Raw genomic sequence first — 13575 nt, 5'->3', positions numbered from 1 at the left:
TACGGACGCTTAAGTCCGACAGGCTGCTAGAATTCTGCCGGACATCGCCCTTCAAATATCAACTGAACATATTCCCGCTCCAGATAGCCTGGCTTGCCGGTAAAATAATGCAGCAGCAGATCGTCAGCAAGCCTGCGATCTATCTCCGGGCACTTCACTTCATAGTTGAGCATAGACAGCATTTTGCAGTTAAAGTTGAATATCCAGTTCTGTACCGTACTTGATGGATGAACGGAATCAACATAAAAATGATCACTGCGGTTTTTGCAGGGGCTCGCCTTGTGACTCTCGCAGATATCTACCTGGGCATTATCAGAACAGCCTCTGAAGGTGACATCGAGACAGGGGGTTTCAGTGTCAACATCTTGCTGGCGGGCATGTTCTAACAAAATGTCAAACATTCTGTTGTAATCGAAAAACAGGAGTAACAGGTCAGGATACTGTCTTTTCAGCCGAAAAAACGCTTTCGTAGCCAATCGGTTATGATTGACGATCACCTCACGTACTTCCTGACGATCTTCTGAATTGCGCAAACAGGGGGTTTTAGTGACATCGGGAACCGTTCCCCAGAAAATGGTTCTGGCTCCATGGGCATAGAGGTTTTCAATAGCCGCTGACAGCTTGGCAACCACCAGACGATAATTCCAGTAACGGTTGAGATAATCATTAGCGCCACCGGCTAACATAAAAATCTGATCCTCAGAAAAGGGTGCATGATGTTGCACAAGGTGATTTATCTGTTCCTCGACCGAACTCAGAATAGGCTTTCCACCTCTGATGCTATTGGTGAGAAAACTGATATTGGCCAACTGACTTTCACCAAACAGAAACGACCAGAAAAAATCCGTTAACACCTCTGAAAAACCGACCACCGTACTGCCACCATGTGACTGATCGACAAACTCGGTTTTATTGGAGGTATTCAGATAAAGGGCTCTGGCAATAAGCTCTGGTGCCATCAGATCATCACAAAAACGCCCTCCATGATAATTGGCACCCGGTATGGCACCACAGAAACTGCCAAAAATAAAGCCCGGTAACATACGACCGCTCCAGGGATAAAGTGACATTTGACGTTCATTCAGTGTACCGCTACCTGTAAGGAATCGACTGTAGTTATAGAAATTACCCGAATCAACGCTACTGTCACCCACCACAAAGACATTGCTGACAGGTTGTGCCTCCTGCGAGCAAAAACGTTCGGTGAATTTGGGATAAAAAAGTTTTTCATACGCCAAACCGGGTAACGACAACAGCAGTAATACCAGACCCAGCCAACTACGAATCATATTGAAACCCTAATAGAGCAGTTACTAAAAAGCTGAGGATTATAGTGGATTACTCTCCCCGTGCGGTTGTATTAATCTTTATTTTGGCCCTGTTGCCATGCAAAAGCCGATAAAGCTACTTTAAAATCCCGGTTACCAGCTTTTTGGTAAGTTTTTCGATACTCGCTGTAGGATGTAGGAGGTTGTTAACTTACTGAGTATTGGTGGGTGTGACTGAAGTGGTAGAGAATGCCCCTGTGATCCTTTGAATCATCAACGATAAGGGGTTGTAATCCTGTGAAGTCTTAGGGTCAGTCTCGTTGGTTGAAACAGAAGAAGCAGAATCAAACTTTATTCTTTTATCATTTCCATCGATAGAAATTTCTTCAAAAGTCTCATCGAGCTGAGCGATTTGTGGCGAATCAAGTTCTATATTCCGGTCGGGAGCAATCCTGACTGCCGCATCAAAGTGTTCCAGGAGAGCCTCTGAATTGGGGGTGTGGATAAGATAAGCTGAAGACTGATGGGAGTCTGTCAGAGTTTGGGAGACGAAGAGATTAGCTTGATCGAAATTTTGCTTTAACAACAAGTGTAAAAGCATTGCTCTTTGACTTTCAGAGAGATCGGGAAATGTGTAATTGCTGTTTTGCAAAAGCATAACCAAAAGGTTAGGAGCAAAAACTACCCAGCGCTTCAGGTCATAAATCTCGTGATGAGACCCATGGTGACCTTGTGTAATCACCGGGAACCAGACGCCATGTGTCGGCACGAGCAGTGCAATAAGCTGTGAATCGCCAAATTGTTGCAATCTGGCTAAATCCGATTGAGCGAAAGAGGCCGAATCAGTAATGACATTGTTATCGAGAACGGCTGGAATAACGTCAGTATCAATCCCCAATAATAACTCAAGCTCTTGCATTAGTTTTTCCTTCTCAGGATGAGCCTGAATCGTGGAAAAAATCTGTCGAAGGTTATAATCGATAGTTTGCCTTATTATTTGCTGGTTCCAGTCGCCTGCTTGTCCTGATCGCCCACTCCGGTTGAATATTTCTGCAATGGACGAGTACATACAGTTACCATCGCCATTAATTTTTATCAGTTCAAAACTGGTTTGAATCATTAACAATAAAGGGTCGTTATTTTCTAAAGTCTCACTGTCAGTCTCATTGGCTGAAACCGAAGAGACAGAACCGGACCTCATTTGTCTATTATTTTCATCGTTGGAAAGAGCTTCAAAAGCCTCATCAATCTCCATATTCTGAGGCGTGACAATGTTTACTGCTGCATCAAAGTGTTCCATGGTAGTCACTGAACCGGGGTAGTGGATAAGATACGCTGAAGCCTGATGGGAGGCTGCCAGAGTTTGAGAGATGAAGCGCTTGGCTCGATCGAATTTTTGGTTTAACAATAACTGTAAAAGTGTTGTCCTTTGACTTTCAGAGAGATCTGGAAAGGTATAATTTTCGTTTTGTAACAGCATAGTCAAAAGGTTGGGAGCAGAATCAATCCAGTATGTCAGGTCATAAAACTCTTGATAAGGTCCATCGTGACCTTGTGTAATTATCGGGAACCAGACACCCTGTGTAGGTACTAGCAAGGCAATCAACTGGGCACTGGCAAATGGTTGCAATGTGCTTGACCCAGACTGTGCGAAAGAGGCTGATTCAGTAATGACATTATCATCGAGAACCGCTGGAATAATGTCGGCATCGATCCCCAATAACAGCTCAAGCTCCTCTATCAGTATATCCTTGTCGGGGTGATTTTGAATCATGGAAAAAATCTGATGAAGGTTAAAGTCTATAATCTGTCTTATTGTTTTCTGGTTCCATTGTCCTGACGGTTCATATTTGTTGAAAATCGCTGCAATTGACGAATACATACAGTTATCATCGCCATTAATTCTTATCAGTTCAAAGCCCTCGGGGACGGGGTTATGATGAGAATAGTAGGGTTCATAAACCTGTGTTTTGGGGTATCCCTTTTCCATCTTTCTATATAATTGCCCTGCTTGTTCTCTGATGCGTTTGTCTTCAATCATACAGACTTTATGAAAAGGCCTTATCAGCGGTTCTTTTGTTTTTTTAGTGCTTCGGTTTGTATGACGTCCTTTCCCTCGTATGGGATTTTCAGTTTCATAAACTTCACCGCAATGGCAGCAGGTTTGTCTGAAACCACCTTGTCCATTTGGAACATTAATCAGAATCCTGGGAGTATTTTTTCTGAATAAAGAGATTAATTCCTTGGTTTTTTCTTTACTGAAAATATCCGATTTTTGTTCTGTTTTTTTTAGAAAAGCTTGCAATGAAGCTTTTATATCTTTATTTGTTGTTCGACTTACGGTTTTTTTCAAAACACTTAAGGTGAAGTTATTTAAAAAAACGTTGTTTTCGAAATTAAAACTATCCGGGTAATGTCTTGCGGAAGGGAGCAAGTGACTGAAAAAAAGTGGGATAGGGTTTTTTTTACCATCAATAATTGTACGCATGCCCTTGATAATAATCTGAAGATTTTCTAACTCGTTCTGATGAAAAACGAAATCGAAAGCCTCTTTATAAAAAGGAGTAAAGAGGGTTTTTGTAAAAAGGAAATCAACAATTTGTAACACATTAAAAGCTAAAGCAATACCTTGTTTGTTGGAAGTGTAAATGTCCTCCAGGCCAAATTGCTCTGGTTTTTTTGTAATTTTTTTGACTATACCAGAACTTCTGTCAAATTCGTTACAGGTAATTGACCTTACACAGACTTCAATAAGATAGTTTATAACAATACGATACATAACCTCTACTTTATCTGGACCATTGATTTTTGAGACGTATCTCAGACTCGGAACCAGGTGCCCAACAAAAAATCCCAAATCTTTGATGACTTTCTCATCAATATTGCCACTGATAACACACTCAAAAAAAATGTAGTTTTCCTTGGCAATTGAATAATCTTCATGACTTATAAGGAGAGACATCTGAACTCTTTGCAGCAATAATTCCAAATGGGCCTGAGAGGGCAACCAATCATCGTTCTGTGGCGTTAATAATGCTTTGGTAATAATGTTATTACCCAGGTTTGAAACGGAGGCTTTTTTGAGATTGTTTGGTATTTTAAATTTATTTCTTGATAAGTCATACATTGACAACAAAACAAATTTTTTTTCAACGTCTGACATATCATCTTTAATAGTGGGTATCCAGATATTGGCAAAACTTCCATACTGAGTTCCTCCTCTATAACGTTCTGTTGTCTTTTGTGTTTCTAAAGGAAAAATAAGCTTGTATTGATAAAACATAGTATTAGCTTTTGCCAATTTCTTTTTTACAGCTAAGTGTATTTCCCATTTTATGGGTTTAACTACCTTGCTTTTTATGGGTTTACCTATATCGTTATTTATGTGTTTGCCTTTATTAGCTGTGGTTTTGAATTGGTAGCTTTGGTTATGTTTCTCATTATACGTCAGTTGACGAGGATTTTCCGGAACATAATAGGTAACAGAACTGGCTATGGCATTTTCAAATGCTGGCCTTTCATAACCAGGAACTCTAACAATTATCGTTATGATGTTATTTTTTATTTTTCCTTCCTTTTGTTCTTTTTTATTCTTTTTTATATTTCTCTTCCTTAAATTATGTAAAACCTTTGGAAAATTATACTCATCCAGTTTTTCATTCTTATAATAAACAATAGGTTTAACATTTTCTGGTATTTTAAATCCCGACTTCTTCCTGGCCTCATTTATTAGATTGTCAAAATTTCTTATCGAAGTATAAGTGGATTCTACAATCTCAGCCTCATTGTGCATTTCAACAGGAATAAAAATATCTGTCCCTAGTGATAATGGTTTCTCTGAGTTATCTAGCTCATCATCAATAACTAAATAATCAAAATCTGGGTCTTCTCCATCTTTTATTCTTTCATTAACACTTCTTTTTATCTTGTTGTAATCCGTTTCTACATAAACAGAATTGTTGTTTTTTTTTGCCAGAGTATTAACTTCGAATATTTCATATGTGATAAGAAATTGGGTGCTTGTTAGAGACCTGATCTCTGAAAGAATACCTTCAAATTGAGGAGGTGTTAGATACCTGGTCTTTGAAAGAATACCTTCTGATCGTATATCGAAATCGGCTGTCAGAAAATTGATGGTATTTAAAATCTGCTCCTCTACAGAAAAGTTTTCAGATCCATAGCGAACACGTCCGGAAGAATGAAACCACCACCATTGATCAAAGCCTTCATAGATTTTGGGAGGCCCTTCACTGACTCTTTGAGAATTTTTATAAGTCTGCATCAGGCAAAGATTATGGCTATAAAGATAGGATACCTTTGGTGCATATTTAACATAAATGACTGGTCCTTCGTTGCCAATATTGTCGAAATAATACTCTATCCTGAAAAATGCATCTTTCCACCAACCATAAGGTGCTACAAAATCCAGTGTTACCATAAACATATTTTCTTCATTGATACTGAATTTAAATTTCTTTGGGTACCTCTTATTAAGAAAATTTTGAAGTCTATCAATAGCGATATAAATCTCTCTGGCTCTGGATGCGGAATTTCTTTTGGGTGATATTGGGTTAGGTTTGAATTTTTTTAAGGGAACTGTGTGAATTATTTTATCTCCATTCTGTAAGTTTCCTTTCCGAATAATATTGACATGGGTCAAGATGAATTCTCCATTGCGTAGCAGATGCAATGACCGGCAGTTTGGACTGCGTTGCATGTCTATTTCATATTCAGGATGGTTGACTGAATATAGCGATTGAAGATTAAAGTCTTTATTTTTTTTGGCTTTGATAATGCGCGTTATTTTTTTTGCACAATTTCGGTCTTCAAAGAACAGAGTTATCAATTCCATGTCCGCTGTGGGCGTTTGCTCAGCTCTTTCTGATAATAATCTGTCTATATAGTCTTCAACAACACGGACTGCCCTATTAATTTTATCAAGTGTTAATCGGTCTGAATTTATTATTGTTGTTTGTTTGATAGATTCTACTTTACCATAATGGATCATTGCCTGAACAAGATTAAACGTCCTTAACAGGGTGTAAGGTATGCCAAACTTGGTCGTATTATGATTAGTCTTAACCCCCATTTTCTTAGCCAATTCCCTATTTTTGCTTTTAAAAAAATTATTTCTTTTTCTTCGATTAACGCCTGACATCACTTTATCAATGTAAAATTTAGCTTGCACATACAAATTTTTTTCTTTAAGTACTCGATCAATTTCTTCGTACTCGTGAAAAGTAAGTTGTTTTAGTATACTTTTTTGATCTTCGTTTATTGCAAGAGCACTCCCTGATATAAGGTTTATTGATAAAAAGATAAGATGAATACTCTTTTTACTCAATTTGGCTAACGCAGTAAAAACCATACCTGGCGATCCTTATAATTCTCTGAAATTTGGTCTATTGAGCGACACTGGCTGAGTACTCCTCATTAAAAACTGTATCGAGTGAATAGTAGCTTGTTTTAAAATCATCTGCTTTCCTATTAATGGAACTGATGTTTAGGTGAATAGGGCCAAATGGATTACAAGACGATAACCAGCCGCTTCAATGCGGTATCTTTGTCCATTCTCTGAAGCAAACAGTGGGATTTTTCGTTCAGGTCAGGCTCATATCATAAGTACCTAACCAGTTGGTTAGTGTGTCTGATACACCATGTAGCGAGACACTGGGAAGCCGGTAAAGTTACCTCATAGTCCCGATAACCGGCTTTTATTGACACACTGTTCAGTGTACGGAGAGGTTGATAACTTACATGAAATTGGCCGGTGTGCCTGGCAAGTTAAGAAGTGCTTCAGCTCTGGTTTGAATCATTAACGATAAAGGGCTGTGGTCTTGTAGTGTCTCACTGTCTGTTTCATTGGTTGAAACTGAAGAAGCGGGATCAGGTCTCATTCTTTTGTTAATTCCATCTTGGGAAAGATCTTCAAAAGACTCAGCGTTCAGATTGTTTTTTGAAGAATTAACCTCCATGTTCAGAGGCGTTTCAATCTTTACTGCCGCATCAAAGTGTTCCTGAAGAGCTTCTGAACTGGGGGAGTGGATAAGATAAGCTGAAGACTGATGGGAGTCTGTCAGAATTTGGGAGACAAAGAGCCTGGCTTCATCAAAATTTTGGCTTAATAACAATTGTAAAAGCATTGCCCTTTGACTTTCAGAGAGATCAGGAAATTCATAATATTCGTCTTGTAACAGAATAGCCACAAGATTAGGGGCAAAACTTACCCAGCGCCTCAGGTCATAAATATCGTGATGAGACCCATGCTGACCTTGTGTAATCACCGGGAACCAGACACCCTGCGTAGGCACCAGCAATGCAATTAACTGGGTATCGCCAAATTGTTGCAATCTGGCTAAGGCCGATTGCGCGAAAGAGGCTGATTCAGTAATGACATTGTTATCGAGAACGGCTGGAATAACGTCGGCGTCGATCCCCAATAGTAGCTCAAGCTCTTGCATCAGTTTTTCCTTGTCAGGATGGTCCTGAATCGTGGAAAAAATCTGACGCAGGCTGTAATCCATAATCTGCCTTATTGTTTGCTGGTCCCATGCACTTGCATACCCTGGCCGGTCATTCCGGTTGAATATCTCTGCAATGGACGAGTACATACAGTTACCATCACCATTAATTTTTATCAGCTCAAAACTGGTTTGAATCATTAATAATAGGGGGTCGTAATTTTCTAAAGTCTCACTGTCAGTCTCAGTGGATGATCCCGAAGAAACAGAATCTGACCTCATTCTTTTATTATTTTCATCGATGGAAAGAGCCGCAAAAGCCTCATCAACCTCTATATTCTGGAGAGTATCAATGCTTAATGCTGCATCAAAGTGTTCCATGAGACCCACTGAACCTGGGTAATGAATAAGATAAGCTGAAGCCTTATGGAAGGCTATCAGAATTTGGGAGACGAAGAACATGGCTTGATCGAAATTCTGCTTTAACAAGAACTGTAAAAGTGTTGCCCTTTGACTTTCAGAGAGATCAGGAAAGGTATAATTTTTGTTTTGTAACAGCATAGCCAAAAGGTTAGGAGCAAAATTGACCCAGCGCTTCAAATCATAAATCTCGTGATAAGGCCCATCGTGACCTTGTGTAATCACCGGAAACCAGATACTCTGTGTCGGCACTAGCAAGGGAATAAGCTGGACATTGTCAAATGGTTGCAATCTGCCTGAATCCGAATGAGCAAATGAAGCTGAATCAGTAATAACATTGTTATCGAGTAGCGTAAGAATAACATCTGCATCGATCCCCAATAGTAGCTCAAGCTCCTGCAGCAGTTTGTTTTTGTCGGGATGACCTTGAATAATGTCAAAAATCTGACGAAGGTTATAATCCATAATCTGCCTTACCCTATGCTGATTCCATTTGCCTGCTTGTTCTGACGGTCCATTCCTGTCGAATATCTCTGCAATGGACGAGTACATACAGTTACCATCATCATTAATCCTTATCAGCTTAAAACCTTCGGGGACGGGATTATGATGAGAATAGTAGGGTTCATAAATCTGTGTTTTGGGGTATCCTTTTTCCATCTTTTTATATAATTGCCCTGCTTGTTCCCTGATGCGTTTGTCTTCAATCATGCAGGCTTTATGAAAAGGTCTTACCAGCGTCTCTTTTGCTTTTTTGGCCTTTCGGTTTGTACTGTGACCTTTACCTCTAATGGCGTTTTCAGTTTCATAAACTTCACCGCAATGGTAACAGGTTTGCCTGAAACCGCCTTGTCCATTCGGAACATTAATCAGAAGCTCTGGAGTATTTCTCCTGAATAAAGAGATTAGTTCCTCGGTTTTTTCTTTACTGAAAATCTCTGGCTTTTGTTCTTTTTTGTTTAGAAAAGCTTGCAGTGAAGCTTTTATATCTTCATTTGTTGTTCGACTTAAGAACTTTTCCAAAATACTTAAGGTAAATTTATTTAAAAAATCATTGCTTTCAAAATCAAGATCACCGGAGGAATACTTTGCTGCTGGCAATATATGACTGAAAAATAGTTGAATGCGATTTTTCTCAGCATCAATAATTTTACGCATACCCCTGATACTAAACTGTAGGCTCTCTAATTCATTCTCATAAAAAGTAATATCAGAAGCTTCTTTATAAAAAGGATCAAAGATAGTTTTTGCAAAAAGGAAATCAACGATTTGTAATGCATTAAAAGCTACAGAAAAACCTTTTTTGTTGGAAGCGTGGATGTCTTCGATGCTAAATTGATCCGGATTTTCTATAAGTTTTCTAACTATTTCAGAACTTGCGTCAAATTCGTTAGCGGTCAGAGTCCTGACACATAGTTCAATGAGATAGTTTAAAACAATACGATAAACGACTTCTCTCTTATCTGGATAATTGATTCTGGATAGGTATCTCAAGCTTGGCGCCAGTTCTCCAATAAAAAAGTCTAAATCCTTGATAACATTCTCATCAATATTTCCACTGATGAGACTTTCAAAAAAAACATTTTTTTCCTTAGCCATTGAATAATTTTCGTGACTTATAAAGAGAGCCATCTGAACTCTTTGCAGTAATAATTCTAGACGGGGCTGATTTGGCAACCACACATCGTTATGTGGTGTTAGTAGTGCTTTGGTAATAATGTTATTCCCTAGATTTGAAACGTAGTCTTTTTTAAGATTATTTGGAATTTTAAATTTATTTCTCGATAAGTCGTACATTGACATCAAAGCAAATTTTCTTTCAACATCTGACATGTCATCACTAATAGTAGGTATCCAGACATTGGCTAAACTTCCATACTGAGCTCCCCCCCTGTAGCGTTCTGTTGTCTTTTGCTTTTCTAAAGGTAAAATAAGTTTGTAATGGTTAAGCATAGTATTAGCTTTTGCCAATTTCTTTTTTTCAGCTAAATGTATTTCCCATTTTATGGGTTTTCCTTTCTTGGCTATGTCTTCGACTTCCTCGCTTTCGTTATGTCTGTCGTTGTACGTCAGTCGACGAAGATTATCTGGAACATAATAGTTAACCGAACTGGCTATAGCATTTTCAAACGCTAGCCTTTCATAACCAGGGACTTTAACAATCAGTGTCAGGATATTATTTCTTATCTTTCCTTCTTTTTTCTTCTTTTTTGTATTCTTGCTCCTAATGTCATATAAAACGTTTTGAAAATTATGCTCGTTCAATTCTTTATTCTTATAATAAACAGTGGGTTCAACATTTTTTGGTATTTTAAATCCCGAACACTTTCTGGTCTTATATATCAGATCATTAAAATTTTTAATCGAGGTAGAGTGAAGTTCTACAAGCTGAGCTTCACCATGCATTTCGACAGGAATAAATATATCAGTCCTTATTGATTCTGTTTTCTCTGCATTATCGAACTCATCATCCATAATTAAATAATCAAAGCTTGGATCTTTGTCTGGCTTTATTCTTTTACGTACATTTTTTTTTATCTTATTACGATCTGTTTCAACATAAACAGAGGTTTCAATATCTTTTGCCCGAGTATTAACTTTGATTATTTCTTTTGTAATCACATCCTGAGTTTTCTCTCCATCAGTATTATGTGAAAGAATACCTTCTGATCTTATATCGAAGTCAGCTGTCAGAAAGTTGATAACATTTAAAATCTGCTCTTGTACAGAAAAATTTTCCGATCCATAGCGCACATGTCCGGAACAATGATGCCACCACCACTGGTCCATGCCACCATACATTTTGGGAGGGCCGTCACTGGTTCTTTGAGAATTTTTATAAGTTTGCATCAGACAGAGAACATGTCCATAAAGATTGGATACTCTTGGTGCATATTGAACATAAATGTCTGGTCCTTCGTTGCCAATATTGTCAAAATAAAACTCTATTCTAAAAAATGCATCTTTCCACCAACCATAGGGTGCTACAAAATCCAGAGATACCTTAAACATATTTTCTTCACTGATACTGAATCTAAACTTCTTTGGATACCTCTTTTCAAGAAAGTTTTGAAGCCTATCAATAGCGATATAAATTTCTCTGGCTCTGGATGCCGAATTTCTTTTGGGTGATATTGCGCTAGGTTTGAATCTTTTAAAGCGGTATGGGTAGATTATCTTATCTCCATCTTGTAAATTTCCCTGCCGAATTATATTGACATGGGTCAAAATAAATTCTCCTTTGCGAACTAGGTGTAGTCTCTTGTCTGTAAATTCGTCTCGCAAGTGTAGCAGGTGTTTTTTATAATCTGGATGGTCTTTTGGACATATTGAATCATAGTCAAAGTCTTTGTTTTTTGACCCCTTAATATTACGCGTTATTTTATGATTAAGATTTCGGTCTTCAAAAAACAGATTTACCGAATTCATATCTGTTATGGGCGTTTGCTCAGTTCTTTTTGATATTAATCTGTCTACATATTTTTCAACAGCATTAACTGCCTTATTACTTTTATCAAGTTTTGCTTTATCTATATTTGTTATTGGTGTTTGGTTGATAGAGTCTACTTTACCATAATGAATCATTGCCTGAACAAGATTAAACGTTCTTAGCAGGGTGTAAGGTATACCAAACTTGGCGGTATTATCACTAGCCTTCACCCCCATTGCCTTAGCGATTTTCCTGTTTTTTCTTTTAAAAAAAAGATTTATTTTACTTCTGTCAATAGAAGTCATCACTTGATTTATGTAATATTCAGATTGCACATACAATTTTTTTTCTCTAAGTTCTCGATCAAGTTCTTCATACTCTTGAAGGGTAAGTTGTTTTAGTATGCTTTTTTGATCTTCGTTTATTGCAAGCGCACTCGCTGAAATCAGGTTTATCGATAAAACGATAAGAGGAACACTTTTTTTATTCAATTTGGTCAACACTGTAAAAACCATACTTAGTAAGCCTTACAATATCTTGAAATTTTATCTATTGAACGTCACAGGCTGAGTATTCTTTACTGAAACCTTTAGCGAGTAAATAGTAGCTTGTTTTAAAAACATCTGCTTTGCGATTACTGGAACTCATGTTTAAGTGAATAAGAGCCTATGGATTACACGACGCTTACCTGAACCTGCGTAAAGCATCGCCCAATCGGGCGGTGATATAAGCAACAAGCCCGTGTAGGCCTTGCAGAACCGGAAGCCTTAATTATTTACAGGCGCTTATCGTTTCTGTAATATTCCTGCCATGAAAACTAAACGTGCCTACAAAGAACGATTCTACCCAACGCCGGAACAGGAAATACTTCTTGCCCAGTCGTTTGGTTGCGCCCGTTTTGTCTATAACAACACCCTCCGTTTTCGCACTGATGCCTACTACAAAGACGGGCAATCTATCTCCCATTCCGAGGCAGAAAAGCGGCTTGTGTCGCTCAAGACAGAGTTCCCATTTCTGGCAGATGTATCCAGTGTCATCCTGCAACAAACACTCAGGGATCAGCAGGAAGCCTTCAAGAACTTTTGGGCTGGCAGGGCGAAATACCCTAAGTTCAAAAAAAGACATTCAAGACAAAGTATGCGGCTGACAAAGGCTGCTTTCAGCGTTAAAAACGGCCACCTGTTTATAGCGAAAAGCAAAGAGCCTCTGAATATCTGCTGGAGCAGAGAACTGTCTTCTGAGCCTTCCAGTGTAACTATCAGCAAAGATCGGGCAGGCCGGTACTTTGTTTCTATGTTGTGCGAATTTGAAGCTAAAGCAATGCCTATTAGAAATAAGACAGTGGGCATTGATTTAGGTTTGAATGATCTGTTCATCACTTCAGACGGCGAAAAATCCGGTAATCCAAGACACACCAAACGCTACGAGCGAAAGCTCGCCTACCTTCAGCGTCAGTTGTCGAAAAAGCAGAAAGGTAGCAGCAACAGAGCTAAAGCAAAGCTCAAGGTTGCTCGCATTCATGCAAAAATTGCCGATTGCCGGATGGATGCTACTCACAAGGCATCCCGCGAATTTATAGACGAGAACCAAGGGGGCGGCCATCCGCTTGTTTGCGTAGAGTCTCTAAACGTGAAGGGTATGATTCAAAATCCAAAGCTGGCCAAGCACATAGCCGATGCAAACTGGGGAGAATTTGTCCGACAGTTGCAATACAAGGCGGAGTGGGCAGGAAGAAAGGTTGTTCAGATTGACCGGTTCTTTCCAAGCTCCAAGCGTTGCTCCGGCTGCGGGTTTGTCCATGAAAGCTTGCCGTTGTCTATTCGTGAATGGGAGTGTCCAGAGTGCCGCACTCATCACGACCGGGACATTAACGCAGCAAAGAATATCAAAACCGCCGGGCTGGCGGGGTTAGCCTGTGGAGCGACTGGAACGGGGATGGCTGCGAAAGCAACCATCTAGGGAAGGCGTGTGGTGACAACCTCTTGAGCGGGCAGGG

4 protein-coding genes are annotated in these 13575 nt (G+C 39.0%); 1 reads left to right on the top strand and 3 read right to left on the bottom strand.

Going from position 1 to position 13575, the window contains the following annotated elements; genetic code table 11:
• Positions 1-26: 26 nt before the first annotated feature.
• The 3 genes from ACOJUO_RS00400 to ACOJUO_RS00390 form a co-directional block, all read right to left on the bottom strand.
• Complete coding sequence (locus ACOJUO_RS00400; protein ID WP_422134740.1) at positions 27-1289, bottom strand: SGNH/GDSL hydrolase family protein; 1263 nt, start codon at positions 1287-1289, stop codon at positions 27-29.
• Between the two features lie 190 nt (positions 1290-1479).
• Positions 1480-6636 carry a hypothetical protein gene (locus tag ACOJUO_RS00395; protein ID WP_422138627.1) on the bottom strand — a complete coding sequence of 1719 codons (5157 nt, stop codon included), beginning with the start codon at positions 6634-6636 and terminating at the stop codon, positions 1480-1482.
• A 385-nt stretch (positions 6637-7021) separates the two neighbouring features.
• Entirely contained in the window at positions 7022-12094 is a 5073-nt protein-coding gene (locus ACOJUO_RS00390) for a hypothetical protein (protein WP_422138626.1), read from the bottom strand.
• A gap of 295 nt (positions 12095-12389) precedes the next feature.
• On the opposite strand from ACOJUO_RS00390, the gene ACOJUO_RS00385 reads away from it, so the two are divergent.
• Positions 12390-13538 carry an RNA-guided endonuclease InsQ/TnpB family protein gene (locus ACOJUO_RS00385; protein ID WP_422138625.1) on the top strand — a complete coding sequence of 383 codons (1149 nt, stop codon included), beginning with the start codon at positions 12390-12392 and terminating at the stop codon, positions 13536-13538.
• Positions 13539-13575 lie beyond the last annotated feature (37 nt).

The organism is Endozoicomonas sp. ALC020 (assembly GCF_049275935.1).
Taxonomy (GTDB): Bacteria; Pseudomonadota; Gammaproteobacteria; order Pseudomonadales; family Endozoicomonadaceae; genus Endozoicomonas_A.
This window is presented reverse-complemented; position numbering and strand designations above follow the sequence as displayed.

Bases quoted from the DNA above. Each gene is read 5' to 3' on its own strand.
- ACOJUO_RS00400 (WP_422134740.1), bottom strand. From the start codon at position 1,289: ATGATTCGTAGTTGGCTGGGTCTGGTATTACTGCTGTTGTCGTTACCC.
- ACOJUO_RS00395 (WP_422138627.1), bottom strand. From the start codon at position 6,636: ATGGTTTTTACTGCGTTAGCCAAATTGAGTAAAAAGAGTATTCATCTT.
- ACOJUO_RS00390 (WP_422138626.1), bottom strand. From the start codon at position 12,094: ATGGTTTTTACAGTGTTGACCAAATTGAATAAAAAAAGTGTTCCTCTT.
- ACOJUO_RS00385 (WP_422138625.1), top strand. From the start codon at position 12,390: ATGAAAACTAAACGTGCCTACAAAGAACGATTCTACCCAACGCCGGAA.